Source organism: Erysipelothrix sp. P66 (assembly GCF_038682365.1).
GTDB classification, from domain to species: Bacteria; Bacillota_I; Bacilli_A; order Erysipelotrichales; family Erysipelotrichaceae; genus Erysipelothrix; species Erysipelothrix piscisicarius.
The window spans coordinates 1,548,800-1,575,466 of record NZ_CP152290.1 but is presented as its reverse complement, the minus strand read 5'-3'; the positions used below and the strand labels follow the sequence as shown (position 1 = coordinate 1,575,466).

23 protein-coding genes and 9 tRNA genes are annotated in these 26,667 nt (G+C 36.4%); 30 read left to right on the top strand and 2 right to left on the bottom strand.

Annotated features, from left to right (window positions below; genetic code table 11):
• The first annotated feature begins 2 nt into the window (after positions 1-2).
• From potA to AAG186_RS07600, 29 genes are all read left to right on the top strand, one after another.
• Positions 3-1,046: a spermidine/putrescine ABC transporter ATP-binding protein gene (potA, locus tag AAG186_RS07740; protein WP_200548909.1), complete on the top strand. Its 1,044-nt coding sequence runs from the start codon at positions 3-5 to the stop codon at positions 1,044-1,046.
• Positions 1,046-1,891 carry an ABC transporter permease gene (locus AAG186_RS07735; protein ID WP_342621588.1) on the top strand — a complete coding sequence of 282 codons (846 nt, stop codon included), beginning with the start codon at positions 1,046-1,048 and terminating at the stop codon, positions 1,889-1,891. Before potA ends, AAG186_RS07735 begins: the two co-directional genes overlap by 1 nt.
• The gene (locus AAG186_RS07730; RefSeq protein WP_123171011.1) at positions 1,891-2,691 is read left to right on the top strand and encodes an ABC transporter permease; all 801 of its coding nucleotides are present in this window, start codon (positions 1,891-1,893) and stop codon (positions 2,689-2,691) included. The genes AAG186_RS07735 and AAG186_RS07730 overlap by 1 nt, the downstream gene beginning before the upstream one ends.
• Positions 2,688-3,737, top strand: coding sequence for an ABC transporter substrate-binding protein (locus tag AAG186_RS07725; protein WP_342621586.1), 1,050 nt, complete (start codon positions 2,688-2,690; stop codon positions 3,735-3,737). Before AAG186_RS07730 ends, AAG186_RS07725 begins: the two co-directional genes overlap by 4 nt.
• 198 nt (positions 3,738-3,935) lie before the next feature.
• A tRNA-Cys gene (locus tag AAG186_RS07720) sits at positions 3,936-4,009 on the top strand.
• A gap of 5 nt (positions 4,010-4,014) precedes the next feature.
• Positions 4,015-4,101 (top strand) — tRNA-Leu (locus AAG186_RS07715).
• Positions 4,102-4,141: 40 nt separating this feature from the next.
• Positions 4,142-4,218 (top strand) — tRNA-Arg (locus tag AAG186_RS07710).
• Positions 4,219-4,223: 5 nt separating this feature from the next.
• Positions 4,224-4,300, top strand: a tRNA-Pro gene (locus tag AAG186_RS07705).
• Between the two features lie 28 nt (positions 4,301-4,328).
• Positions 4,329-4,405: transfer RNA gene (locus tag AAG186_RS07700), tRNA-Met, on the top strand.
• A gap of 33 nt (positions 4,406-4,438) precedes the next feature.
• Positions 4,439-4,515: transfer RNA gene (locus AAG186_RS07695), tRNA-Ile, on the top strand.
• 55 nt (positions 4,516-4,570) lie between these two features.
• Positions 4,571-4,659 (top strand) — tRNA-Ser (locus AAG186_RS07690).
• Positions 4,660-4,729: 70 nt separating this feature from the next.
• Positions 4,730-4,806, top strand: a tRNA-Met gene (locus AAG186_RS07685).
• Positions 4,807-4,808: 2 nt separating this feature from the next.
• Positions 4,809-4,884 (top strand) — tRNA-Phe (locus AAG186_RS07680).
• Between the two features lie 214 nt (positions 4,885-5,098).
• Positions 5,099-5,761 carry a response regulator transcription factor gene (locus tag AAG186_RS07675; protein ID WP_342621585.1) on the top strand — a complete coding sequence of 221 codons (663 nt, stop codon included), beginning with the start codon at positions 5,099-5,101 and terminating at the stop codon, positions 5,759-5,761.
• Positions 5,742-6,701 carry a HAMP domain-containing sensor histidine kinase gene (locus tag AAG186_RS07670; RefSeq protein WP_342621584.1) on the top strand — a complete coding sequence of 320 codons (960 nt, stop codon included), beginning with the start codon at positions 5,742-5,744 and terminating at the stop codon, positions 6,699-6,701. The genes AAG186_RS07675 and AAG186_RS07670 overlap by 20 nt, the downstream gene beginning before the upstream one ends.
• Positions 6,702-6,757: 56 nt before the next feature.
• Entirely contained in the window at positions 6,758-7,438 is a 681-nt protein-coding gene (locus AAG186_RS07665) for an ABC transporter ATP-binding protein (protein WP_342621583.1), read from the top strand.
• Positions 7,435-9,921, top strand: a complete 2,487-nt coding sequence (locus AAG186_RS07660; protein ID WP_342621582.1) for an ABC transporter permease — start codon at positions 7,435-7,437, stop codon at positions 9,919-9,921. The genes AAG186_RS07665 and AAG186_RS07660 overlap by 4 nt, the downstream gene beginning before the upstream one ends.
• Before the next feature lie 320 nt (positions 9,922-10,241).
• Positions 10,242-11,372 carry a hypothetical protein gene (locus AAG186_RS07655; protein ID WP_342621581.1) on the top strand — a complete coding sequence of 377 codons (1,131 nt, stop codon included), beginning with the start codon at positions 10,242-10,244 and terminating at the stop codon, positions 11,370-11,372.
• A gap of 108 nt (positions 11,373-11,480) precedes the next feature.
• Positions 11,481-12,368 (top strand): choline kinase family protein, encoded by an 888-nt coding sequence (locus AAG186_RS07650; RefSeq protein WP_342621580.1) that lies wholly within the window; start codon positions 11,481-11,483, stop codon positions 12,366-12,368.
• A 371-nt stretch (positions 12,369-12,739) separates the two neighbouring features.
• Positions 12,740-13,318, top strand: a complete 579-nt coding sequence (locus tag AAG186_RS07645; protein ID WP_161636738.1) for a plasmid pRiA4b ORF-3 family protein — start codon at positions 12,740-12,742, stop codon at positions 13,316-13,318.
• Between the two features lie 254 nt (positions 13,319-13,572).
• Entirely contained in the window at positions 13,573-14,625 is a 1,053-nt protein-coding gene (locus tag AAG186_RS07640; RefSeq protein ID WP_342621579.1) for a LacI family DNA-binding transcriptional regulator, read from the top strand.
• A gap of 166 nt (positions 14,626-14,791) precedes the next feature.
• Positions 14,792-15,694: a ribokinase gene (locus AAG186_RS07635; protein ID WP_342621578.1), complete on the top strand. Its 903-nt coding sequence runs from the start codon at positions 14,792-14,794 to the stop codon at positions 15,692-15,694.
• The gene (locus AAG186_RS07630) at positions 15,691-16,782 is read left to right on the top strand and encodes a BMP family ABC transporter substrate-binding protein (protein WP_342621577.1); all 1,092 of its coding nucleotides are present in this window, start codon (positions 15,691-15,693) and stop codon (positions 16,780-16,782) included. The genes AAG186_RS07635 and AAG186_RS07630 overlap by 4 nt, the downstream gene beginning before the upstream one ends.
• Before the next feature lie 39 nt (positions 16,783-16,821).
• A complete protein-coding gene (locus AAG186_RS07625; RefSeq protein WP_342621576.1) occupies positions 16,822-18,375 on the top strand; it encodes an ABC transporter ATP-binding protein in 1,554 nt (517 codons plus the stop codon).
• A complete protein-coding gene (locus AAG186_RS07620) occupies positions 18,362-19,459 on the top strand; it encodes an ABC transporter permease (RefSeq protein WP_342621575.1) in 1,098 nt (365 codons plus the stop codon). The genes AAG186_RS07625 and AAG186_RS07620 overlap by 14 nt, the downstream gene beginning before the upstream one ends.
• Positions 19,459-20,427 (top strand): ABC transporter permease, encoded by a 969-nt coding sequence (locus tag AAG186_RS07615; RefSeq protein ID WP_342621574.1) that lies wholly within the window; start codon positions 19,459-19,461, stop codon positions 20,425-20,427. The genes AAG186_RS07620 and AAG186_RS07615 overlap by 1 nt, the downstream gene beginning before the upstream one ends.
• On the top strand, positions 20,405-21,352 hold the full coding sequence (locus AAG186_RS07610) for a nucleoside hydrolase (RefSeq protein WP_275159090.1): 948 nt from the start codon (positions 20,405-20,407) through the stop codon (positions 21,350-21,352). Before AAG186_RS07615 ends, AAG186_RS07610 begins: the two co-directional genes overlap by 23 nt.
• Complete coding sequence (locus AAG186_RS07605; RefSeq protein WP_342621573.1) at positions 21,349-21,981, top strand: membrane protein; 633 nt, start codon at positions 21,349-21,351, stop codon at positions 21,979-21,981. The genes AAG186_RS07610 and AAG186_RS07605 overlap by 4 nt, the downstream gene beginning before the upstream one ends.
• A complete protein-coding gene (locus AAG186_RS07600; protein WP_342621572.1) occupies positions 21,971-22,987 on the top strand; it encodes a nucleoside hydrolase in 1,017 nt (338 codons plus the stop codon). Before AAG186_RS07605 ends, AAG186_RS07600 begins: the two co-directional genes overlap by 11 nt.
• Here AAG186_RS07600 and AAG186_RS07595 read toward each other — a convergent pair whose 3' ends face one another.
• Positions 22,988-23,752, bottom strand: coding sequence for an IS3 family transposase (locus tag AAG186_RS07595; protein WP_342621571.1), 765 nt, complete (start codon positions 23,750-23,752; stop codon positions 22,988-22,990).
• Positions 23,731-24,060: a helix-turn-helix domain-containing protein gene (locus tag AAG186_RS07590; RefSeq protein ID WP_342621570.1), complete on the bottom strand. Its 330-nt coding sequence runs from the start codon at positions 24,058-24,060 to the stop codon at positions 23,731-23,733. The genes AAG186_RS07595 and AAG186_RS07590 overlap by 22 nt, the downstream gene beginning before the upstream one ends.
• Positions 24,061-24,378: 318 nt before the next feature.
• Here AAG186_RS07590 and AAG186_RS07585 point away from each other — a divergent pair, with 318 nt between their 5' ends.
• Complete coding sequence (locus tag AAG186_RS07585) at positions 24,379-26,466, top strand: InlB B-repeat-containing protein (protein WP_342621569.1); 2,088 nt, start codon at positions 24,379-24,381, stop codon at positions 26,464-26,466.
• The last annotated feature ends 201 nt before the right edge of the window (positions 26,467-26,667 follow it).

The window sequence follows — 26,667 nt, the reverse complement described above, 5'->3', positions numbered from 1 at the left end:
ATATGGAAGCATTAATTCAATTTACAAATATTGTGAAGAGCTTTGAAGATCAACTTGTCTTAAAAGGGATCAACTTGGATATCTTTGAAAATGAGTTTGTGACGCTACTTGGCCCTTCTGGCTGTGGAAAAACAACACTTTTAAGAATCTTAGGTGGATTTTTAGAGCAAAGTTCTGGTGAAGTCTATTTCGAAGGCATTGAGATTTCGAAGTTAGCTCCTTATAAACGTGAGATTAATACAGTCTTTCAACGGTATGCACTTTTTCCACACATGGATGTTTATGACAACATCGCATTTGGTCTTCGCATTAAGAAAACAAACGAAGATATTATTAAGCAAAAAGTTGAGAAGATGTTGAATCTTGTAGGGTTAAGCGGTTTTGAACACCGTCCTGTAACACTTTTATCAGGAGGACAACAACAACGTGTTGCGATTGCGCGTGCGCTGGTGAATGAACCGATGGTACTGCTACTCGATGAACCCTTAGGGGCATTGGACTTAAAAATGCGTAAAGAAATGCAACGTGAACTTAAAGAAATCCAAGAAAATGTGGGTATTACTTTTGTTTATGTTACACATGACCAAGAAGAAGCGTTGACCATGTCAGATAAAATTGTCGTGATGAATGAAGGGGAAATCCAACAAATTGGGAAACCCATGGATATCTATAATGAACCTGAAAACCGTTTTGTCGCAACATTTATCGGAGATTCAAACATCATCGAAGGAACGATGATTGAAGATCGCCTTGTGGAATTTGATGGTGTTCAGTTTGAATGCGTTGATGCAGGTTTCTCAAATAATGAAGTGGTAGATATCGTAATCCGACCTGAAGACATTGATATTGTTGATGTGGAGCTTGGAAAATTAACGGGTGTTGTTGAGTCGATTCTATTCAAGGGTGTTCATTACGAAATTGTCGTTAAAACAGAGCATCGTGACTTTATCATTCATACAACGGATAATTCAGAAGAAGGAAAAGAAGTCGGCATCCATTTCTTCCCTGAAGACATCCATGTTATGTACACAATGGAGTCGTATTAATGAAGAAATATAGACCACTGGTTATTCCCTATGTAGTTTGGATGTCCGTATTTATTGTTGTACCAATGCTCTTGATTGTATTTTATGCATTTACGACCGTAGGGAACCAAATGATTCCATTCCAGTTTAGTCTTATTAACTTTAAAAAATTCTTTGATCCCGTCTTCCTAAAAGTACTTCTTGATTCATTTAGAATTGCAGGGATAACAACCGTCATCTGTCTCTTAGTAGGATATCCTTTAGCTTATTTTATTTCACGGCGTTCAGAACGGATGCAAACACTCCTGATTCTCTTGGTAACCATTCCGATGTGGATCAATATGCTCGTTCGGACGTACGCTTGGATTAGTATTCTTTCAGACAAGGGGCTGATAAATAGTTTCCTTGCGTTGTTTGGGATTGCACCACTTAAAATGATGAATACAGATTTTGCGGTTATCCTAGGGATGGTTTATAATTTCCTGCCTTTTATGATTATGCAAATCTATAATGTTTTAGCGAAAATGGACGAGTCACTGATTGAGGCAAGTTATGACCTTGGAGCAAATCGTTTTGAAACGTTCCGTAAGATTGTCTTCCCCTTATCATTATCTGGGGTAATCTCCGGGATTACGCTTGTCTTCTTACCATCACTTTCGACCTTCGTCATTCCTCAATTCTTGGGTGGCGGAAGTTATGTCTTGATTGGTAACTTAATTGAAAATCAATTTATCAACATCGGTGATTATAATTTCGGTAGTGCTATCTCATTAATCATGGCTGTCCTTATTATGCTCTCAATGCATTTTGCGAATAAATTTGATCGTGAATACGATGAATCAAAACCAAAAGGAGGAAAAATCTAATGAAAGAAAAAAATCGTTGGATCGGGCCATTGGGTATTATCCTGATGCTCATCTTCTTCTACGGACCGATTCTTGTCATGATGGTGTTTTCTTTTAATGACTCACGATCGTTAACATCATGGTCGGGATTCTCAACAAAATGGTATGGAAAACTCTCGCAGAGTAACGATATTACTGCTGCTGTTCGAACCTCGCTTTTTATTGCCTTAATTACAACGGTTATCGCAACGGTCGTTGGAACGATGACTGCGATTGGCTTGAGTAAACATAAGAAAATTTTTAAGAAATCAATTTTGACTATAAATAACTTTCCAGTTCTTAATCCGGAAATTGTAACGGCAATTAGCTTTATGCTTCTGTTTGCATCTGTGAAGGGACTTCAAAAAGGGTTTGGTACTATGCTTGTTGCGCATATAACCTTCTGTACCCCATATGTGATCCTTACAGTCTTACCAAAGCTAAAGTCATTAGATCCAAGTTTGGCAGATGCTGCCATGGATTTAGGGGCTACGCCCACGGTAGCGCTTCGTAAGGTAATTTTACCGCAACTAACACCTGCAATTATTTCGGGAGCCCTAATCGCTTTTACAATGTCGTTTGATGATTTTGTAATTTCATACTTTGCGACCGGGAATGGTGTAAGTAACATCTCAATACTTGTTTATCAAATGTCGAAACGCATTAATCCAACAGTCAATGCCCTCTCAACAATTATTGTTGTGATTATTACCGTTGTTTTAATCATTATAAATGTATTACCAATTCTGAAACGTAGTAAAAGAAAGGTGGCTGTTTCATGAAAAAAATCTTAGTAGCATTACTTGCATCACTTCTTGTATTAACGGGATGTGGCGCAAAAGAACCCAAAGAAGAACTCCGCGTTTATAACTGGGGAGAGTATATTGATGAATCATTGATTCCAGAGTTTGAGAGCAAATATAACGTTCGCGTTATTTACGAAAAATTTCTTTCAAATGAACAAATGTACAACAAACTCCAGGACGGTTCAAAATTTGATGTGATTGTTCCTTCTGACTACACAACGCAACGTATGCGTGAGGAAGACATGCTTCAAAAAATAGATTACTCAAAGATTACAAACTATGAGAATATCATTCCAAGCCTTAAAGGGCGTCATATGGATCCTGATAACGAATACTCGGTTCCTTATTTTTGGGGAAATGTAGGGATTCTATATAATAAGAACACAGTAGACCGTAAAGATCTTGAAACTCAAGGTTGGAATATCTTAATGAATGAAAAGTATAAGGGCAAACTGTTCTTTTATGATTCAGAACGTGATGCTTTTATGATTGCATTAAAAGCACAAGGCTTTTCAATGAATACGACACAAGAAGACGAACTCAAAAAAGCGAATGATTGGTTAATTGAAATGAAACAAACGATGGATCCCGTTTACGGTACCGATGAAATCATTGATCAAATGATTGGTGGTGCTAAGGACATTGCTGTTATGTATTCAGGGGATGCGAATGCAATTTTACTTGAAAACCCTGATATGGACTTTTATTCCCCGGCTGAGGGCACAAACACATGGGTGGATGCAATGGTCATTCCTGTTGACGCACCCAATCCAGATCTTGCCCACAAATGGATTGATTTTATGATTTCAGAAGATGTCTCAAAACGCATCACTGAAGAAATTGGTTATACAAGTCCGATTCAATCTGTGATTGATGATGTGACTGGACCTGGTGGTGCATTCAACGGAATCGATTCCTATGTCACACGCACAGGTTATGATAAGGACGAAGAATTTTTCTACGACAAAGAGATGAAAGTAATTCTTTCTGATTATTGGCAAAGAATTAAAGCAACAAAATAACGATAAAACGCATCAAAAAGGGCTAAAAAGGCCCTTTTTGTTGAATTAAAGGAACAATTAAATCTTTTTTAAAAAAAATGTATTATTTTGTATTTTAAGTGTTGCATTTCTATACTGATGATGTATAATGTAAAAGCACAGTGAGAAACGACAACAACAAAGACAATCGTCGAGTTAATGTGTCGCGACACAGTTAATGGTTCCTTAGCCAAGTGGTAAGGCAATAGACTGCAACTCTGTGATCATCGGTTCAAATCCGATAGGAACCTCCAGTAATGGGGATGTGGCGGAATTGGTAGACGCAACGGACTTAAAATCCGTTGAAGGTAACTTCGTATGGGTTCAAGTCCCTTCATCCCCACCATTACTTTATTGATGGAGTTCTAATTTAAATCGATGTATATGCGCCCGTAGCTCAACTGGATAGAGCACTTGATTACGGCTCAAGAGGTTATGGATTCGACTTCTGTCGGGCGCGCCAATTTTCGGGATGTAGCACAGCTTGGTAGTGCACCTGGTTTGGGACCAGGGGGTCGCAGGTTCGAATCCTGTCATCCCGACCAATTTATTATTAAAATTAAATATTCCTATGGCGGGTTAGCTCAGTTGGCTAGAGCGTCCGGTTCATACCCGGAAGGTCGCGAGTTCGAATCTCACACCCGCTACCATTTCTATTTTGAAAAGCGTAATACCGATGTAGCGGACCCTTAGCTCAGTTGGTTAGAGCTACCGGCTCATAACCGGTTGGTCGTAGGTTCGAGTCCTACAGGGTCCACCAATTTGACACTTAGGATTATCGGAATTTAATTACATTAAAATGCAAAAAACTCTATGGAGGAGTACCCAAGTGGCTGAAGGGACTGGTCTTGAAAACCAGCAGACGTGAGAGCGTGCGGGAGTTCGAATCTCCCCTCCTCCGCCATATTATTTCTTTACGAAATAAGGTTGCATTATATACCAGTTATGCTATAATGACATAGCATTAAACATATCGCGGGGTAGAGCAGACTGGTAGCTCGTCGGGCTCATAACCCGGAGGTCGTCGGTTCAAATCCGGCCCCCGCAACCAATGGCCCTGTAGCTCAGTCGGTAGAGCAACGGATTGAAGCTCCGTGTGTCGTCAGTTCGATTCTGACTGGGGCCACCATTTAAACCGATAAGACAAACCACTCAATGAGTGGTTTTTTTGTTCCTAAAAAGAGATTTTTTTTATTGTTTGATGAATAAGTATTCAAGATACGATACTTAATAAGGCAACGATTTGTATGAACATAACAAACTCTTTTTAGAAGTATTATTTTTTTGAATTTCAAATTAAGAAATGCGATGGTTTATGTTAAAAATAATAGTATAATAACTATATGAAACTATTACTTGTAGAAGATGATCGAGCAATATCTCGAAGTCTAAAATATATCTTAGAAAAAGAAGGCTATCATGTTGATGCTGTATTTTCTGTGCAAGAAGCTGAACGCTTTCTTGGATTGAATCAATACAACATTCATATTCTTGACGTTCGACTACCAGATGGCAATGGATTTGATATTTGTACGTTTATTCGGCAACAGAGTGAGGCCCCAATTCTATTTCTAAGTGTTGAAAATGAAGAAGATAGCATAGTTGAAGGCCTGACTCGTGGTGGTGATGATTATATTATTAAACCTTTTAAATCAAAGGAACTTTTAGTTCGATTACAAAAGCTTTTAAAGAAACATGAAAAGCATGTATTTATAGACGGTGACATGAGTATCGATATGCAATCAGGAATCGTGAAGTTTGGTTATGAGATGATTAATCTTTCAACTATAGAATATAGATTACTCTTATTCTTTATTAGCCATAAAAATGAAATCGTTAAACGAGAAGATCTCTACGAATTGATTTGGGACTCTATGGAATATGTGAATGATAATGCGCTCTCAGCGTCCATTAAACGCTTAAGGGAGAAGTTTAATGGAGAATTAGATATTGTTACCGTTCGTAGACAAGGATACCGATACAAGCATGAAAATACTCAGAGATAAGAAAATTGCTCATCTTTTTGCACAAAGTATCATCTTAGGGGTATCTGTTGGTTTTTTATGTGCATATTTCATGAATTCATATGTTGGTATCTTAGTCGGGGTTCTATGTATCTTGATTTTGGTGTATCGATATCTCTTGTATCGGAGTAGAGAGATAGAAGAACTAACAGAGTATTTAAAGCGTCTGAATGATAACAGTCACGACTATGAACTCAACACATATGAAGAAGGAGAATTATCAATTCTGCATTCAAAACTCAATAAAATAACCGTTCTTCTCAAGACAATGAATCGAAACTTAGATGCCAACAATACCTTTCTGAAGAAGTCGTTAACTGATATCTCTCATCAACTTAAAACACCCATTACTTCCTTACTTCTTACTAATGACATTTTACGAGATGAATCACCAGATAATGATTTCTTACTTCAAAATCAAGAACAATTGGAGCGACTAGAATCATTGATAACCTCACTTTTACTTCTAGTTCGCTTGGAATCAAATACAATTGAAATGGATAAGAAACACGTTAATACTCATGAATTTGTGAATAGTTTGAAACTTAATATATCATCAAAAAGTAATGAGCTCGGCATTGAAACTAGAGTAGCTGCAAACACAATATATGTAGATGAAAAGTGGTTTTTAGAAGCAATCATTAATATACTTGATAATAAAACACGATATGCCCAAAATACAATCTTCATGACAATTGAAGAAAATGTATTTGAAACACAGATTATGATCTCTGATGATGGTGAAGAAATCGCGACGGAACTTAGAGAAAAAGTTTTTGAGAGGTTCGTTAAAACAAATAGTGTTAGCTCCAAGAGTGTTGGAGTTGGACTTGCAATATCTAAGGAAATAATCGAAAAACAAGGCGGTTCGGTTCGAATTATTGAGAAAAATACGTTTGAAATTAGGATACCTACTAAGTGACGAATAAATCACTTATAACACTCTCATGAAATATATAATAAAAGTGAGGTGATACTATGTCATTATTAGTGCTGGAAAATGTTTCAAAAACGTATAAGCAAGGCGACGCAGAAATTAAGGCTCTTGATAACGTCTCTGTTTCTGTGGATAGTGGAGAATTTATAGCAATTATGGGTGCAAGTGGAAGCGGAAAGTCGACTCTTCTCCATGTTATTGGAGGTGTTGATACTGTATCCAGTGGTGTTATTCGATTGGATAACACCAATCTTGGAGCATTAAGTGAAGAAGCACTCACGATTTTTAGAAGACGTCATATAGGTTTAATCTATCAGTTTTACAATCTAATTTCATTATTAGATGTAAAGGAAAATATTATCCTTCCTTTAGAGCTCGACAATCAAAACATTGATGAAATCCATCTGGAAGAACTTCTAAAGTCCTTAGAACTTGTGAATCGTGTAAACCACTTACCAAGTCAATTATCTGGAGGGCAACAACAACGTGTTTCCATAGCAAGAGCGCTCATGAATCGACCAACTCTGATTCTTGCAGATGAGCCAACGGGTAACTTAGACAAAAAAACATCTAAGGAAATCTTTAAAATTCTTAGAGAAACCAATGAGATGAGCGAACAAACAATCATAATGGTTACTCATGATGAAACTATTGCATCACAGGCCAAAAGAATTATTGAAATAGAAGATGGTCGCATTATTAGAGATGAGAGAATACGATGAAATCACTTCTAAAAGTTCAATATAGACACCTTAAAAAATATTGGAAGCAAACACTAATGTCATGGTTGTCCATTATGATTGTAGTGAGTCTTATGACGGCCGTGATCGCAACATTTTCAGGATTTTATAGTAGTTACAAGTTATCGTCGCTTAAATACGGTGAACAATATAATGTCTACTTTCGAAATGTAAAAGATGTGGATGCATTGATTGAAAGTGGAGAAGATATTGTTAAGTATGAGTATGCATCAAAAGTTGGAGATATAACGGCGGTTGATTTTAATGCTGAACAACATAGCCCCCAAACTTTTTTACTTTATGCTTTACATAATGAAGATTTTTCTTTCATCAAACAAGGTTCTCAGCAAACGCTTCTTAGTGGAAGATTGGCAGAAAACAATGAGGAAATGCACGTTTCTGAAATGATGCTTGAGGCATTGAATTTAGATGATCCTATAGGTCACAAACTCGATGTAAGATGGGCAGATGGCTCAAAATTGGCAGTTACAATTGTTGGTGTTGTAGATAGACAATATGCATACGACAATCAAACTAAGAGTGCTATGATGTCATATGACAATACAGTCTATGTTCAATTCGAAAATGACACAAAGATTTTTGAGAAATCGGTTATTTCAATGATGGAGTCTAACAATCTCATAGATGAAGATGTAGTATTTAACGATTTTCGTAATGAACTACTAGGACTAAGCGACAATAAGAATATTATGTGGAAAGTTGTAGTGGTAATGGCAAGTGTTCTATTGGGTTTATTCACGTTAACATCAATCTTCACACTCTATAACACCCTGAACATTAGCCTTGAAAGTAAAGCAAAATCTTTAAGTCTCCTATCAACAATTGGGGCAACTAAAAATCAGATACGAAGGTCACTTTTTTTTGAGATGTTTCTGACCACAATTCCTTGTGTTGTTATAGGATTGATGGGTGGGTTTCTTGTGTCTCAAGGAATCTTTAACATGAGTTATCCCATATTATCTAACACGTCCCTATTTGGATATAATATTATGGAATTTGCGAAGCCAACTCTAACAATGGAGCTAATTTTAGGAATATTTATAGTCTCATTTATAGTTGTTTATATCCCATTACTTCGTTCTATAAGAAATATATTTAAAGAGAGTTCTATTGAATTGATACGTGAAAGCAAGCGGATAACAATCAATAAGAAAAAAGAAAAAACAAGATTCATCAAGTTGTTTTTTGGGCAAGCAGGTGTTTTGTCATATAAAAATACGGTTAGAGATCGAAAAAAATACTTGGGTCTTAAACGTTCTTTGATAATAGGTACTGTATCGTTGGTATTGATTGCTTCTTTCTTGGCTTCTTCCCTAGATTTAGCCTCTGCAAAATTAGATCATGGTAATTATGCGATTCAAATTGAAAAACAGAATATCGATTCGAGCGCTTTTGATGACATTAGAAGTCAAATTGAAGAAAATGAAGACGTAAGTTCGACGTTTAAGGTGACAACAGAATCAGGACGACTTGGAATTTGGCATCACAATGATGTATTTGATGAAGAATTGAGATATTTATTGAGACATAAAATAATCGTTTTAGATGACAAAGATTTCAATACATTATATCCCTCCGTTAATCTTCATGAAATTGTGGTAAACGATTATTTTGAAGGCGTCATTTCAGACTATAATAACGGAAGAATGCAGATATCTCGCCATTTAACTGACTTGAAAGTTGGTGATCTTGTCCATTTTTATACATATGATGGAACAGATGGGAAAAGTATGTCAAAAACATCAGAGTATCCCATCGGTTTAAAGGTTGACACATTTGATGGTGCATCCTCAGTGCTCAAATTTTTCTATAATGAGTCGATCTTTCGTAGTGAGGTACTAGTAAACTATATTGTATCCCAAACTTTGTTTGATAGAATTGAGAGTGAGAGCCCTTATCAGTTTGTACTGAATAGGAGTTTGTTGATTGAGACTGAAAAAGCGGATGCAGTTGAAACAAGCCTTATTAGAATGAAGCCAATATTTTCTATTAGAAACTTAGCCTCAGACTATACGCAAGATAAGAATGTTTATGATGTTATCGTAAAAATATTATTTTCAGTGATGGGTCTGATTCTCTTGATGACGGTTACGAGTATTCTTAATACAACTATATCTGAACAGGATAGACGCAAAGGCGAGTATGCAATCCTAGAGTCAGTGGGAATGACACGCAAGGACATGTGTAAGATGTTACTCTACGAATCTGTATTTACAATAGGGAAAGTGATTGTTTACTCAATCGTATTAAGTTTTGGACTATCCTATGGACTGTATGCAATTGTAAGAAAAGTGATTTGGATGCCTGAATTTAACTTTAGATTGGACTATCTCTTGTACGCAATTATTGGTTCTACGCTAATACTGATTACTCAAACTCTAATTTCAACAAGTATGTTCAATCGAGAATCGGTTATTGAACGTTTAAAGTCTCAAAAATATTGAGAGTAGTTTTAATATTGTGCTTCAGTTCCAAAAGTGATTTTTTGAGAAATGATTTAACTCTTATTTGATGAATCGGTAGGTGCATCGACTCTTTTAAGCTCGTTGATATGAATCATAGATAAACGATGTTCAGGTGGCCAACGATTTTCTTGTGCATCAATAATGAATTTGGTATCATTTTTTTATTAAAGGGGGATTATTATAATGGTGGTATTTAACCAAGAAATGATAGCTATAAGATCAATACGGACTGGAAAGTTTCTTTCACCAAAGGATATTCTGGAAAGAAGTTTATTTGAAAGAACACGGTACTAGATATCATGAAAAAATTATCTTACTGTATTCTAATGATATTACTTATTGCAGGCTGTTCTTCAACACCTTCCACAAATGCACTTAAAGATACTAAAACAATAGTATTAGGGAACGATACTTTCCATAGCGCAAAATCACCAGAATTTCTAAACTTATTGAATCACACGGAGTTTAAGTTTCTCGATAAGAGTGGGCATGTTCTAGGCTCGAAAAAATATCGCGGAAATTTTTATAAATTAAAAATTGATAATAATTTTTACTATCTGATATCATCCGATAAATTTATAAAGGGAAAATTATCGAACCAAGACGAAAAAGTATACAACTTCGAACCCTCTTTGAATGCGATTGATTCACAGGTATATCTTTATGAAGAAAATTTGTATTTCATTGATAACCAAGGCTTTAGATCGGAACCTACAAATTATTTGACATCAATATATAAGAACAACGAGAAACTTTTCGATATTGAGGATGAACAAGCAACTTCTCTTGTAGTGATTGGTTCTGATGTTTATGTACTTACGGAAAATAACCATAATCAAAAACATTCTGAACGTGGAATTAAACGAAAGCTCTACAGATATAATATTGAAAATAAAATGATTGAGAAGATGTCTGAAACATTGGAATCAAGGCACTATACCTCACAACTCATCACGGATTCAGAAAAACTATATCTTTATTTGTATATAGCGGATAATGTACCAATCTCAGATAGTATTGGCTCAATAGGAGACCGGCTTCTTGTAATTGATAAGGATTTGAATGTTGAGTCGATCTCAGATTTTAAGCGATTTGGACCATCCTTCACAAGTGATGTACAAAATTCTATCATCAATAACAAGCTCTACATTAAAAGTGAACGTCACGAACTTCGAATGATTGATTTAAATACTATGGAGCGTCGGGATCTTAAACTTGAGCCAATAAGTGATACCGCACAGTATCATTATTGGTCTCAGTATTGGTATGATTCGAGTAAAGAAAATCTTGTTCTATTTGGGAACTTTGAATCCAAGCCAAACTACACACAGTATGTCTACGATTTGAAAAGTGGTGCACTGATTGAAACAATTGAATGTCCTGATGTGAGTGCGTTGTATCGGTCTAGTTCCATCGAATTATCAGAGTAGAAGATTTGTATCGAATCAGTACATATATTGCTTAATTCATGCCTAAAAGCGTTCTTTTATGTAAAGTTTATTATATAATAAAGGGACTTAGTAAAAGGAGCGTTATAAATGGCAAACACCATAAATAATTACACACAAAACATTGCGAAAACATTGGAATGTGAGATTGATTCCATTTTGAACTTTACCCCACTATTTGGCGGACTTACCAATCATTCTTACACATTCGAGGTTGATGGAAAAAAGTATGTTTATCGTGAACCAGGCGTTGAAACGGATGCTTATATTAATCGGAAAAGTGAGTTCTATGCTCAATTGAAAGCGAAAGAACTTGGCTTAGATAACAGTCTTGTATTTATGGATCAGACTGAGGGCTGGAAGATATCGAATTATATTGAAAATGCACGCTATTTTGATTATATGAACGAAGAAGATGTTAAAGTTGTAATCGAGAAAGTACGTTACCTTCATGATGCAAACATACAAGGCGAATGGGAGTTTGACTTATTCCAAAAAATTCAAGACTTTAAGCAAGAAATTGGTGATGTTGGTCGTTCCCATTTCTCAGATTATGATGATTTAAGTGAACGCGTAGAGCGCATTTATGAGTGTGTTTCACGTGAAGGTTATGCGAAGACTCTTTGTCATAATGATATCTACACGACTAATATTCTCTTCCAAGATGATAATTTTTATTTAATTGATTGGGAATTCGCGATGGTTGCCGATCCAGCTGTAGACCTTGCGACCTTTATCGTATGTTCGCCTTACGATTACTCAACCATTCTGAAGGTTCTTGATCAATATGCAGGGGGGACCATGAGCGAAGCTGACAAGCATCATTTTATTGGAACTTTTGCGGTTACCGGATTTTATTGGATGAACTGGGCAATTTTCCAAGAACATAATGGTACTGATGTTGGGGATTTCTTTGAAAATTATGCTGCTTATACGCGTTTGTTTGTAAAACAGGCTGAATCTTTTTATAACTTATGATGTTAATTTTGATATTACATCGTTAGAAGCGAACTCCTCTTTATAAATAGATCTATCAAACTCAAAAACATTCAGAAATATATTAATACTACCATTTTTAGGAATAAAAACGATCTATCTGGTTGGAAGCATTTGATTTTAGATTAATTCAAAGTCGTTAAATTTTGGACTTCATTATTTATAGAAAGACATGTGATTCTTTTCTGTTATCATTTGAGAAATGCTACATCACAATATCCTATTCTCTATCTCTAGACATAAAGAAAATATTTAAGTTTATGCTCTATTGATTTCCTAAACATGAACACTACTAAAACATATTAATAATTATCAGTGTGTATGATATACTAAATTTAAAAGAGGTGCATAAAATGAATCAGTACTTAGTGGTTATTGAACTGACAGGAATGAAAGAGCGTTGTTATCGTAAAGTTGTGGTTGATGCAGATTTAACAATGTATGAACTCCATCTCGTTATCCAAACTGCTATGGGATGGAATAACGCTCATCTATATGAGTTCGTTTTACCAAATGACATGAAAATCGTAGGTTTTTTTGAAGGTGATAGTTCCACAATGGAAATCGATGCCGCTAGCATTCAAATACGCGATGTATACAATAAAACGAAGAATTTACGTTATATATACGATTTTGGTGATTGGTGGGATCATGATATCGTGATTAGTGAAATTGTCGAACAATATGATACTTCCGCAACGGTTATTGAAGCGGAGGGTGTGTGCCCTCCAGAGGATGTCGGGGGAGTAGGCGGATATGAATATCTCAACAATACCTTAATTTCCGGAGATGAAGAAGAAGTCAAAAATATCTTGGAATGGTTGGCTATGATTGAATATTCACCAACAGATACAATAAATGTTACACGGATGAATGAAAAATTAAGCGAAATATTAAATAACACTAAAACTAATCATAAAATACTACATTAATCATAAGAAATAAAGTCGTCGGAAATGTCGTTAAAGACTTTAGTTGAATTTATTTTTCAACCGTACCAGTAATGGTGCGGTGTTTTTATAAATAAAAATGTATGAAGCAAAATATTTAATTGAAAATGCAACACAATTATAATGATTCATAAGCCAATATTCGATATGCATTACATAAGAAGATAAAAGGATTATTTGCATTTTATTATAATAAGGTATAATAGAAACAGATACGATATAAGGGATGGGGCGCTATGACAAAAGATAATTACAAGAGAACACGGCTAAAGGATATCGCTGAACTTGCAGACGTATCCGTGGCAACAGTATCCATTATACTGAAAGATCCGGATACCAAACGGTTCTCAACTAAAACAAAACGACAAATCATTGATTTGGCTAAATCACTTAATTATACACCCAATATGGCAGCGAGAAGCCTCGTGCAACATAAAACATTTGCTTTGGGTTTAATCATACCGGATCTTTCAAATCCGTTTTTCGCAAACCTAGCAAAAAAAATCGAGACATTAGCGAGAGCTTATAATTACACAGTGCTTATGGTTAACTCGGATGAACACTACGAAAATGATATCAATTTGTTCGATTCGCTCTTTCGCAGAAATATGGATGGTATCATTCTTGCGGCATCTGCCAATTCGTATGGACATGAAAAACAAATAAACCGGATGATAGAAAAGGCAAATATTCCTACCATCACAATTGACCGATCTTTAAAAGATTATAAAGGGAGTCAAGTTGTATTTGATAATAAATTGGGTACATACATAGCGACAGCACATTGTATCGAGAAGGGTCATCAAAATATAGGTTTTATCTCAACTCGAGAAACGTCTTTGAATGGCTATTTTCGACATGAAGGCTACCGAGAAGCGATGCTTGATCACCAGTTAGAGTATGATGAGTCACTAGTTTTTTTTGGGGGGTTCGATTTTAAAACGGGTTATGATGCTGCCGAAGTACTGCTTAAACAGAACATTACTGCAGTTGTTGCTTCAAATGATTTAAATGCTTTTGGGTTCAAAAAACGTGCTGAGGCTTTAGGATATCGCATTCCACAAGATATTTCGATTGTTGGTTTTGATAATCTCGAGATGAATGATTATATTTCAGAAGGCATTACGTCTATTGATTTGAATGTTGATGCCATGGCAAAAAGTACGATTGAGATTATGATTCGGATGATTGAAGAGAAGGACTTCGTTGAGCGCTTAGTATTGAAACCGAAGTTATATGAACGAGATAGTGTAATTGATTTAAATCAAGAAATGAAAAATGATGCTTAGCATCATTTTTTTTATGGAAGTCGATGGTACAAATAATGTAAGCGATTTCCATAAAAAACTCAAATACCGTTGACAACGCTTACATTATTAACTATACTAGTTTTAAATTAAGTTAAACGTTTAACTTAATATCGAAGCGTTCGATTTGATTGAATAGGAGATTACAATGAAAGTCCTTAATTTTGGTTCAATGAATATTGACAATGTTTACTATCTTGACCGGTTTGTACAACCTGGAGAAACCAAGGATGTCAGAAAATTGGAAGTAAATCCTGGTGGTAAAGGGTTAAATCAGTCAATTGCAATGAGGCGTGCGGGCATTGATGTCTGCCATGCTGGAATTTTAGGAAATGGAGGGAATGTACTTAAGGAATATTTAGAAGAGAACGAAGTTGATGTACATTTGGTCAAGATGGATGACATCTTGCAAGGGCATGCAATCATACAGGTTGATGAAATTGGTGAAAACTGCATTATCGTTTACAGTGGTTCAAACGGAAGCGTGGATCATGAGTATATTGATAATGTCTTAACTCAGTTTGATGACGAAACCATGCTTGTTTTACAAAATGAAATCAGTGAGTTGGAGTACGTGGTCAATGAAGCACACAAACGTGGAATGACCATTGTTCTTAATCCGTCCCCCCTTACTGAAAGTCTAAAGCAAATTGATTTAAATAAGATCAGTTGGTTGATTATGAACCAAGTTGAGGCAGAAATGATGAGTGGTTGCACGGAAACGGAGGCCATTCTGGATACATTTAAAGTGAAGTACCCAGATTTAAATTGTGTACTAACGCTTGGGAGCAAAGGAAGCGTGTGTCTCTATGAAGGAAGCATCATCGAGCAGGTTGCTTTTCAAACCAAGGCTGTCGATACAACCGGAGCTGGGGATACGTTTGCAGGATATTTTGTAGCGGGTATGAGTCGCAACAAACCAATCCAAGAGGTATTAAACGATGCATCAAAGGCCGCAGCATTGTGTGTTAGTCGTTATGGAGCGGCACCATCAATACCCTATTATAAAGATTTAGCTCAGTTAACATCATTCAAAGGAGAAAAACGATGAAAAAGTTTAAATTAATTTTGTTTGCAGCTGTGTTATTACTTGTGACTGTGGGATGTAGTTCCACAACGGATTCCGCTTCAGAAGATGGCGTGATCTTGATTGTTAATGGAAACTTGGGTGACCTTGGTTTCTTTGACTCCGCTAATGAAGGAATGAAACGTGTTGAAAAAGATTTGGGATTACCAATTCAAGTTATTGAAACTGGTTCTGACGAATCAAAATGGGAACCCGCTCTAGCGGATGCAGCTGAAGAAAAAGCAAAAATTATTATTGCGGTATCACCTTCAATGGTTGATCCAATTCAACAAATTGCACCACAATATCCAGATAAAACATTTATCTTAATTGATAACGCGGTCGATTACAGTAAAGGAAACTTAGACAATGTATATTCAGCAACTTTTAAACAAAATGAAGGTTCGTTCTTAGCGGGTGCTTTAGGCGCTTATATGACTACAGAATTACCGAATGCTGATGAAAAACCGATGATTGGCTTCTTGGGTGGAATGGATATTCCTCCAATTAATGACTTCTTAGTTGGTTACATCGAAGGTGCTAAATACGTAAATGAAGATATTAAAGTTGTCGCAACATATGCGGGAGACTACTATGATCCAGCTAAAGGGAAAGAATTAGGAATTGCATTAGCCAATAAAGGTGTTGATGTTATATTCCCAGCAGCAGGTCCTACAGGATTAGGAACCATTGAAGCTGCTCGTGAAACAAACAAATACATCATTGGTGTGGATAGTGACCAATCTGCAATGTATAGCAATAACAATAAACAAGATATTGCGGATATCATTATTTCCTCGATGGTTAAACGTGTTGGAGATGTTCTATTTAACTCAGTGAAACTTCATCAAGAAGATAAACTACCTCTAGGATCAGCAGAACAATTAGGTGTTAAAGAGGGAGCTGTTGGATTGGCTAAAAATGATGTCTTCACATCAAGCATGAAGCCGGAAACGATTGCTGCCCTTGAAGAAATTGAACAAAAAATTGTTGCAGGTGAAATCGAAGTAAGTACTGCAATCGGTATGTCTACAGAAATATTAAACAGCATTAAAACAAGTGTTGCACCTTAAGAATTGATGCAACTCAATTCTTAAGGTATGGAGGTTATTATGCAAGAATTACTAAATTTAGAGAATGTATTGAAAGTTTACCCCAATGGTGTTGTCGCAAATAAAGATGTAAATTTGAAATTGATGACCAACGAAATTCATGCCTTAATTGGAGAAAATGGCGCTGGTAAATCAACGTTAATGAAAATTCTCTTTGGGATGGAACGTCCAGATAGTGGTACGATAACACTTAATGGAGAAGCGGTTACGATTGAAAACTCTAAAAAAGCAATCGATTTAGGGATCGGGATGGTTCACCAACATTTTATGTTGGTTGAATCACTCACGATTGCTGAAAATATTGTCCTTGGCGATGAGCCAACACGTGGAAAATTATTTCTCGATGAAAAAGAGATGCTTAGCCTTGCACGTGAATATAATGAAAAATATCAGTTTAATATCGATATTACCAAAAAAGTGCAGGATGTATCCGTTGGTGTTAAACAAAAAACGGAAATCCTTAAAGCGTTGGTTCGTGGTGCAAAAATTCTAATTCTCGATGAGCCAACGGCAGTACTCACTCCACAAGAAACGACAGAGCTATTCCAACAATTAAAGATGTTAAAAAATCAAGGACACACCATTGTATTTATATCACATAAATTGAATGAGATTATGGAACTGTGTGATCGTGTGACAATCATGCGTCATGGTCGTACAGTTGTCTCTAAAAATATTTGTGATACTAGTGTTGAAGATATCTCAAAAAATATGGTCGGACGTGATGTTGTATTGAAAATTGAAAAAAAACCAATGGAACGTGGTGATGTCTGTTTATCTGCACGAAATTTAGTTGCAATCAATGATATCGGGAAACGCGTTGTGGATCATGTCTCACTGGATGTTTACGCCGGACAAATTCTGGGAGTTGCTGGTGTTGAAGGCAATGGTCAATCTGAATTGTCGGATATCTTGAGTGGAATGACAACGATGCAAGAGGGTTCCTTTTCAATTAATGGTAAAGAACCTGAAAACTATACACCCAAAGCAATTCGCGATTGTGGATTAAGTATTATCTCAGAAGACCGTCTCAAGACAGGAACCGCACCCCACATGTCGATTGTAGATAATATGTTTACCAATCGAATTGAATCGTTTACCAAAAAAGGGAATATCATTCTCGATCGTCATATAATGAACCATCAGGCTCAAGAATTGGTTAAAGAATTTGAAATTGTCACCGACTCAATCAATCGTTCAATTTTAATGTTATCGGGTGGAAATATGCAAAAAGTTGTAGCCGCTCGTGAATTGTTGGATGAATCGACCGTTATTATCGCAAACCAACCCACACGTGGCATTGATGCTGGTGCGTCAGAACTTTTGCGCCGGAAGATTATCGAATTAAGAGATCAAGGCAAAGCAATTATTTTGATTTCCGCAGATTTGAATGAAATATTAGAACTCAGTGATAGTGTTGCAGTTATGTATTCAGGGAAGCTTAACGCATATTTCGATGATACAAAAACACTCACTGAGGAAGAACTCGGATATTACATGTTAGGGGTAAAAACACAACAAAACCCAGGAGGGCAAGAACGTGCAGAAGATTAAAATGAAACGAACAAAAATGGATAAATTTCTGCGTAAGTTTGAAATTGTAAGACTCTTGATTGCTGTTGTTATTGCATTTGGTGTCTCGTTTGGAATTCTAGCAATGTTTACACCCCATCCAGTGCAAGCCATTATTGATTTAATTATTGGTCCACTAACATCTGTACGTCGCTTTAGTACGGTTATTGAAAAAGCAATTCCGCTCACATTTGCAGGTTTAGCAGTGAGTGTTATGTTTAGAGCCAATCAGTTTAACTTAGCAGCTGAGGGTGCGCTTTATTTTGGTTCTTTGGTTGCAGCAACCATTGCCATTTTTATGGGTGGTCATCCTATCTTTGTAACGATCGTAGCAATATTGAGTGCTGGGTTGGTCGGAAGTATTATAACCGCAATTCCAGGATATCTAAAAGTTAAGTGGAATGTCAGTGAATTGGTGGTATCCATCATGTTAAATACGATTATTTTATATTTTGGAACGTATCTCTTCAACCATTATATTCGGGATATTAATTCTGCCTATGCAGCATCCTATCCATTCCGTGACGGCGTCGGTTTGCCAGTACTCTTAAAAAACACACGCCTTCACCTAGGAATCGTGATTGTCGCAATCTTCGTGATTGCGGTTAACTTCTTTATTAATAAAACAAAATGGGGCTATAAAATTACAGTTACTGGTAATAATGAAGAATTTGCGAAAAGTGTAGGAATGAATACACCACGAATTATCATGTTAGCTCAACTTGTTGGAGGATTTGTTGCAGGTATTGGTGGTGGTGTTGAAATGCTTGGGTTGTATACGCGTTTTCAATGGATGGCGTTGCCAGGATTTGGTTTCGATGGTGTTGTTTTAAATATTATTGCTAAAGGTAATCCAAAATTCATTCCACTTGCAGCAATCTTTGTTTCTTACATCCGTATTGGTGCTGACTATATGTATCGTCAATCCGGTGTAGCACCTGAAATTGTCGCAATTATTGAAGGAATTTTAATCATTCTCATTGCCGCAAACGCATTCCTTGCAAAATGGCGTCATAAGATGACCGTTGATATTTCAACGCGTGAGCTAAGTAAGGAGGTTGCATAATGGAATACATTCAAATGATCTTTACCACTTCATTTTACGATACCATTATTCGTGTTGCGACTCCATTATTACTTGCGACGATGGGAGCTGTCATCACTTCAAATGCTGGGATTACAAATATTGGGCTTGAAGGGGTAATGCTTACATCAGCACTTGTCGCTGTATTGTCCAGTGCATTTGGGCTTGGACCTTGGTTTGGTCTCCTGATTGCTGTCATTACGGGAATCCTAGCATCATTATTTATTGGATACGTTTCACTGAAACTCAAAACGGACAGTGCATTAACGTTTATTACTTTTAATGCCATGGCTTCCGGTGGAACCATCTTCTTTATGTATTCGATCACAGGAGATAAGGGCACAACCAGTTCCTTAAATTCAGGGGTACTACCAAATATAAATATTCCAATCATTAAGGACATCCCTGTATTGAATACGATATTTTCGGGACATAATGTCGTTGCCTATATCGCGGTGATTGCTATTATTGCTGTATGGATTTTACTTTATAAAACACCAATGGGACTTCGAATACGTGCAGCAGGCGAGGCACCGCAATCTTTGGAGTCCGTAGGTCAAAGTGTTTTTAAAACAAAAATGATTGCACTTGCCATTAGTGGGATTTTAGGTGGAATCGCCGGTGCTTACATGTCAATGGGCTATGTAAGTTGGTTTTCGAAAGACATGCTAGCAGGTCGTGGATTTATTGCGATGGCAGCTGATGCAATGGGGAAATCAACACCTCTTGGCGCAAGCTTAGCGGCAATTCTCTTTGCTTTCGCAGAAGCATGGTCTTACGCTTTACAATTAACCTCCATTCCGACGGAATTGGTTCAAATGATTCCTTATGTTGTGTCTGTTGTTGGACTGGTAGTATTTAGTATTCGTGTTAAACGCGAAAATGAAAAGAAAAAAATGAGATTAGCACTTGAAGGGAGCATTAAGCATGAAGCGCAAAATAATTATTGACTGTGATCCAGGTCACGATGATGCAATGGCCATTATGTGGGCACTTGCATCACCTGAATTAGATATATTAGGTATTACTACGGTAGCAGGAAATCAAACGTTAAGTAAGGTTACAGAAAACACACTTCGTATTCTAACCTTATTAGGACATCATGAGATTCCGGTTGCGGTCGGTATGAGCCAACCCCTTGTACGTAATTTAGAAATTGGTGGCGAATTAGTGCATGGTGATTCGGGACTTGAAGGACCCGAACTCCCTGAACGTGGTTTTGATCCAATTAAAGAGGATGCTGTTTCATTTATAATTCGTACTCTTGAAGCAAGCAAGGAGCCAATTACATTGGTTCCTCTAGGACCTTTAACGAATATCGCATTGGTTTTACGTATGAGACCTGATTTAATGGACAAGATAGAATTGATCGCGTTGATGGGTGGTGGAACGGTTGGAAACTATACGCCAGCTGCTGAGTATAATATCTGGGCAGACGCTGAAGCTGCAAAAGTTGTCTTCAACAGTGAGATTGAGATTTTAATGGCCGGTTTAGATGTTACGCAAAAAGCATACGTAACACGAGAAGAAAATGAAATATTAAGAGCCCAAGGAAATAAAGGATCTGTATTCGCAGCGGAGTTGATTGATTATTTTAGTAAATATCATTATGAGGTTGAAGGTTTTCCAGGTTGCACACTCCATGATCCAACTGTAATTGGAGCACTTGTTCATCCTGAAATGTTTGAATCCATTCAATGTAATGTGGATGTTGAAACACAAGGAACGTTAACCTATGGAATGACCGTTGTAGATACGATTAACTATCAAGAAAAAATCTTTGGCGTAAAACGCCCCCAAAATGTCAAATTCTTAAAGGGTGTCAACCGAGAAGTCTATGTTGAAAACTTCTTTAAGGCAATGAGTCGATTATGAAACATAAAAAACTACCGATACGTATCTTGATTGCAGCAATTGGATTGATGATTTCAGGAATCGGTGTCGGAATCTTTATTTTTAGTCAATTAGGTGTTGACCCAGCAAGTGTTTTTCAACTGGGTCTCGCCAAACAACTTGGGATCCGTTATGGAGATGCATCCGCTTTGATGAATCTGGTTATTCTAACCATCGTTTTCATCATTGATCGCAAGTTTATTAACATTTCATCTTTTTTAGCGATTTTTTTAATCGGATACACAGCAGATTTTACCAGTACAATCTTAATGGGGATTTTACCATCAGATTTTTCAGTTGGTATTCGGATGGTGTTGATGATTATCGGATGTGGGATTATGGCATCGGGAATCCCCATATACATTCGTGCTAATTTAGGTGTCGGTGCAGTTGATTTGATTTCCGAAATTATTTCGGATAAAAGTGGTGTCGCTTATCGTATGGTTCGCATTATTGGCGATTTAACCTTGGTTATTGTAGGTTATTTTTTGGGCGGGACAGCAGGCGTTGGTACCATCGTGGCAGTTGTTATGACGGGCCCGATTGTACAATTCTTAAGACCCCATACCAATAAGATGGTAGATAGGATAATAGGTGAATATGATGAATAGAGTGATATTGGATATAGATTCTGTTGGCGATGACATTTTAGCTGTAATCTTTGGTGTTTTAGATCCGAAAACGCATCTTGAGGCGATCACGACAGTTTGTGGAGCAAGTGGCGATATTGAACAGGCTACATGGGTTGCATTGAATACGGTTGCCCTTACACACCGTCACATTCCTGTGTATGCAGGTATGGCTCAACCGATGAAACCTGTTTCCACTGAACACGGAGATCCTGTTAACTTCCATGAGTTACTCCGGGATAAGTTGGGTTCACGTTTGGATCGCTTCAATGAAGCGCAAACAAAACCAATTCAAGAAGCAGAAGCAATGAATGCTGTCGATTATATCATTGAAACAGTGAAAAATAACCCCAATGAAATTACGATTGTGACAACGGGACCAATGACAAATCTCGGCGTGGCATTACAAAAATGCCCGGAAATTGCGTCCGAAATCAAGCAAGTTATTGCGCTTGGGGGTAATTTCCAAATTGCCGGAAACATCACACCTTTATCAGAATACAATATTTGGGCAGATCCTGAAGCCGCAAAGATTGTACTTAATGCAGACATCGATGACATCACTTTAGTACCACTTGATATCTGTGAAAACAATGATTTCGCAGCGTCGATGCTTTCAAGAGATGATTTATACGATCTCGAAACGTACGGAAAACGTAATGATGTAATCGAGTACATGATTCACAAATTTCCAGTCTATATTGATATTTGGCGTGAGTTCTTTGATTTATCTGGATTCCCTATGGATGATATCATCACGCTAGCATTGGTTGCACACCCACACTTGTGCACTTATTCCGACCCCGTTCATGTGGATGTTGAATTGGAAGGAAGCTTGGCACGCGGTGCAACCGTCGCTTACTTTGGTAAGCAAATTATGTACAATCCATTGAAAGAACATCGCAATGTTCGCATTGCACAATCTGTCGATGGGAGAGCGTTTATGAAACTGTTTGTAGACACAATCATTGATGACTCTCATTTGTAATTAACCTCTAAGAATAGAATGATTCTCAAAAAAGACTGGTGCTAAAGTTAGAGTCCCCGCATGGTGGGACTCTAATAAAAAATAAGCTGGGATTTGTGACTCGCGGTATTGTACCGGAGACATGAATCCCAGTTTTGCTTGAATTCGAGTGTTGTTGTGATGTTTAGTGTATACACGATGTATAGAGCGAATTTTGATTATTTGAATTGTGCACTCACTCATAATCTTTGGGAGTTGAGTGGCTGTATTTGATACAAATTCAATATCTTGAATTGTTCTAAGTGTATAAGCGATAATTTGGCCGTCATATAAATCCATAATCGACGACAAGTAAAAGTTAGTTTCTCCCCAAGGAAGATCAGTAATATCTGTGGATAGTTTTTCTAGTGGACGCGTTGCTTTGAAATTTCGATTCATAACATTATTCGCGACAAGAGCTTCTTTTCCTCTATAGAGATTTTGACGTTTTTGCTTAACGCGACACTGAAGATTGAAATGTTGCATAATTCTTTGAAGCGTGTTCTTTCCAATAGGATATCCATCTCTTTTAAGTATCCCTGTAATCATGCGATAGCCGTAGTTGAAGGTTGTATCATTACAGAGTTTAATGATTATCTCTTCATTTTCAGTAAGACTTGTTTCTACTGATCTTTGTTTCCAACGATAATAAGTTGATTTTGAAATGTTGAAGAGCTCTCGTATTGATTTGACTGGAATGATACTTTTAAATTCATCGACAAGTTCTAGGAATACTTCGCATACCACTTCCTTTCCATCTTCTTGTACTTTTTTAGTATCTTTACTTGCTGCTCCAAAATCTCATTACGTATCATCAAAGATTCTTCGGTGGTAGATCCTTCAGGGCCTAAGCCATTACTATATTGTTTCCCAATGGGTTGTGACAGTCTATGATGTTCACCATCTCGATACCAATACCCCCATGTATATACCTGTGATTCACTTTTGATATTTAATAACTTTTGAATTTCTTTAACACTATACCCTTCTTGTCTCAGCCTAATTGCTTCCAATTTAACCTCAAGAGGATAGACACTTTTTTTGTGGAGACCCATTAACAGTGGTCAGTTTCCAAATTTGTTATGATTTTCTGTCTATAAAATAATCGTCGTGAATAAGGTGTTTTTTAGCTCTGAAGTTATTGGATTTGATGAAATATGCTTGAAAAATTGTGATATAAATGAAAATAAAATTTAGTTAAAAAAGATTTGTGTTATGGTAGTGATAAATAAGGAGCGTGATATTTAACTGTAGGATTCTCAATAATCGTAGAATTATAAGTTATTACCCCTTTTAATAAATGGGGTAAAAATTTTATATCGATGTTTATTATTGCTTCAGAAGTCATGTTAGTAGTTGATGAGGAGAAAATTATGAAAAAAAGAAATAGTTTGTTTTTACTTACGCTTTCGTTTTGTCTGTTAATTTCACCAATTTTCGCTTTTGCGGATGAGACTAAACCTATCAATGAGTGGTTTAAAAGACCCTCTATTGCTCAATTTGTTGCTGATAAATTATCGTTAACAACGTCAGATCTTGTTTCACAATCACAGTTAGATGAGATTAAGACATTTAATCCAGCTGTTGGTGAATTAGTTGATATGGAGTCTTTTCTTGAGATTGCAAGTCTTAGAAAACTAGAGAATATTTATCTACGGAAACAAAGTCTAAAGAATTTTGAAGGAGTAGAAAATTTCAAGGAGCTCGATAGTCTTATGGTGGTCGAATCGCCAATTGAGAGCATATCAGGAATTGAGCAATTACCCGTGCTAACTTTGTTGTCTATTGGATACAATTACTCACCTGTTTTTATAGAGAATCCAAGTGCTCTAGCTCCAATTGATGGAGTGCCATCGTTAGTAAATATCGACTTAAGAATGTTAGATCTGACAAATGATCATTTAAGTAAGCTAAAAAACAATAATCAAAACTTGAGAAATATAAATTTACATGGAAATAATCTTACGAGTTTTGAAGGTCTAGATGTATTCCCGAATCTAAAAAATCTTAGAGCTTCACAAAATAATCTGACAAAAATGGATGGTATAGAATCTTTAAAGCAATTAGAAATGCTTGATATAAATAATGAAAACTTTGATAAAAGTTATGGTAATGGAATCGTTGATTCGTCGCTTTTTACTATGTGTGATGAGAGTTGCCTTTATTATGACATGGACCGTCATAAAGTAATATTAGATATGGAAAAAGGAATCGATGATAAATATTATATTGATTTAAATCAGTTCATAGTTCCAAGTGTAAGTAATAATGCAGTCAAGAAGTTCCATTTTAAGCTTACCAATATTGCTGCTGGTAAATATGACGAGGGTAAAAATATCGTAGAGTTTACTACTGAAGAAATAGAAAATATTAATTTTTCCGAAGATTTTCTAGAAGTAACTCTAAAAGATCAAAATAATCAGAGTTATGGTAGAATTTTTATTTATAGTGATAAACCTAATGTGAAAAGAGATGTATTCAAAGTTGTGTATCGAGATGGTATTCAAGATGAACACAGCTTTAAAGACCAGGTGTATGAGGGTATTGAAGAAGGGAGTCTTACCCCTAAATATGTTGGAACTCCACAAAGAGAGGGTTATCGCTTTAGGGGTTGGAGTCCAGAAGTATCCGAAACTGTTACAGAAAATACTGTATATGTAGCACAGTGGGAAAAGAATATTGAAGTGAAAAAGACATATGAAGTAGTATACCGAGATGGTATTCAAGATGAAGACAGTTTTAAAGATCAAGTGTATGGAGGTATTGAAGAAGGAAGTCTAACGCCTGAATATGTCGGAACTCCACAAAGAAAGGGTTATCGCTTTAAGGGTTGGAGTCCAGAAGTATCCGAAACTGTTACAGAAAATACTGTATATGTAGCACAGTGGGAAAAGAATATTGAAGTGAAAAAGACATATGAAGTAGTATACCGAGATGGTATTCAAGATGAACACAGCTTTAAAGACCAAGTGTATGAGGGTATTGAAGAAGGGAGTCTTACCCCTAAATATGTTGGAACTCCACAAAGAGAGGGTTATCGCTTTAGGGGTTGGAGTCCAGAAGTATCCGAAACTGTTACAGAAAATACTGTATATGTAGCACAGTGGGAAAAGAATATTGAAGTGAAAAAGACATATGAAGTAGTATACCGAGATGGTATTCAAGATGAAGACAGTTTTAAAGATCAAGTGTATGGAGGTATTGAAGAAGGAAGTCTAACGCCTGAATATGTCGGAACTCCACAAAGAAAGGGTTATCGCTTTAAGGGTTGGAGTCCTAAAGTGTCCGAAACTGTTACAGAAAATACTGTATATGTAGCACAGTGGGAGTTAAGCGTTAGTATTGCGAATCCGACAGCACTTCCTCCAACAGGTTTATCAAATAACAATTTATTTTTAATTGGAATTGGATTAGTGCTCACATCGTTAGCTCCATTAAGTATCAGAAAAAATCGAAATTGAACTCTTAAATCAAAGGTAGACAAGTAATCAATCTTGTCTACTTTTTTCAAAAAAAGGTAATACATAATATTGCTTCGTATGTTGGCAAAAAAATATAGTTACATGGGTTTAAAGATCTTGATAGGATACAGAGTATCTTTTTTATTTTTTGTATTGAGGTGTATTCGTGAAAGATTAAGGAGAGTGTAGAGATGCTTTTCA

Bases quoted from the DNA above. Each gene is read 5' to 3' on its own strand.
- AAG186_RS07660 (WP_342621582.1), top strand. From the start codon at position 7,435: ATGAAATCACTTCTAAAAGTTCAATATAGACACCTTAAAAAATATTGG.
- AAG186_RS07670 (WP_342621584.1), top strand. From the start codon at position 5,742: ATGAAAATACTCAGAGATAAGAAAATTGCTCATCTTTTTGCACAAAGT.
- AAG186_RS07730 (WP_123171011.1), top strand. From the start codon at position 1,891: ATGAAAGAAAAAAATCGTTGGATCGGGCCATTGGGTATTATCCTGATG.
- AAG186_RS07600 (WP_342621572.1), top strand. From the start codon at position 21,971: ATGATGAATAGAGTGATATTGGATATAGATTCTGTTGGCGATGACATT.
- AAG186_RS07735 (WP_342621588.1), top strand. From the start codon at position 1,046: ATGAAGAAATATAGACCACTGGTTATTCCCTATGTAGTTTGGATGTCC.
- AAG186_RS07635 (WP_342621578.1), top strand. From the start codon at position 14,792: ATGAAAGTCCTTAATTTTGGTTCAATGAATATTGACAATGTTTACTAT.
- AAG186_RS07610 (WP_275159090.1), top strand. From the start codon at position 20,405: ATGAAGCGCAAAATAATTATTGACTGTGATCCAGGTCACGATGATGCA.
- AAG186_RS07625 (WP_342621576.1), top strand. From the start codon at position 16,822: ATGCAAGAATTACTAAATTTAGAGAATGTATTGAAAGTTTACCCCAAT.
- AAG186_RS07640 (WP_342621579.1), top strand. From the start codon at position 13,573: ATGACAAAAGATAATTACAAGAGAACACGGCTAAAGGATATCGCTGAA.
- AAG186_RS07615 (WP_342621574.1), top strand. From the start codon at position 19,459: ATGGAATACATTCAAATGATCTTTACCACTTCATTTTACGATACCATT.
- AAG186_RS07650 (WP_342621580.1), top strand. From the start codon at position 11,481: ATGGCAAACACCATAAATAATTACACACAAAACATTGCGAAAACATTG.
- AAG186_RS07605 (WP_342621573.1), top strand. From the start codon at position 21,349: ATGAAACATAAAAAACTACCGATACGTATCTTGATTGCAGCAATTGGA.
- AAG186_RS07725 (WP_342621586.1), top strand. From the start codon at position 2,688: ATGAAAAAAATCTTAGTAGCATTACTTGCATCACTTCTTGTATTAACG.
- AAG186_RS07655 (WP_342621581.1), top strand. From the start codon at position 10,242: ATGAAAAAATTATCTTACTGTATTCTAATGATATTACTTATTGCAGGC.
- AAG186_RS07630 (WP_342621577.1), top strand. From the start codon at position 15,691: ATGAAAAAGTTTAAATTAATTTTGTTTGCAGCTGTGTTATTACTTGTG.
- AAG186_RS07665 (WP_342621583.1), top strand. From the start codon at position 6,758: ATGTCATTATTAGTGCTGGAAAATGTTTCAAAAACGTATAAGCAAGGC.
- AAG186_RS07585 (WP_342621569.1), top strand. From the start codon at position 24,379: ATGAAAAAAAGAAATAGTTTGTTTTTACTTACGCTTTCGTTTTGTCTG.
- potA (WP_200548909.1), top strand. From the start codon at position 3: ATGGAAGCATTAATTCAATTTACAAATATTGTGAAGAGCTTTGAAGAT.
- AAG186_RS07645 (WP_161636738.1), top strand. From the start codon at position 12,740: ATGAATCAGTACTTAGTGGTTATTGAACTGACAGGAATGAAAGAGCGT.
- AAG186_RS07590 (WP_342621570.1), bottom strand. From the start codon at position 24,060: ATGGGTCTCCACAAAAAAAGTGTCTATCCTCTTGAGGTTAAATTGGAA.
- AAG186_RS07675 (WP_342621585.1), top strand. From the start codon at position 5,099: ATGAAACTATTACTTGTAGAAGATGATCGAGCAATATCTCGAAGTCTA.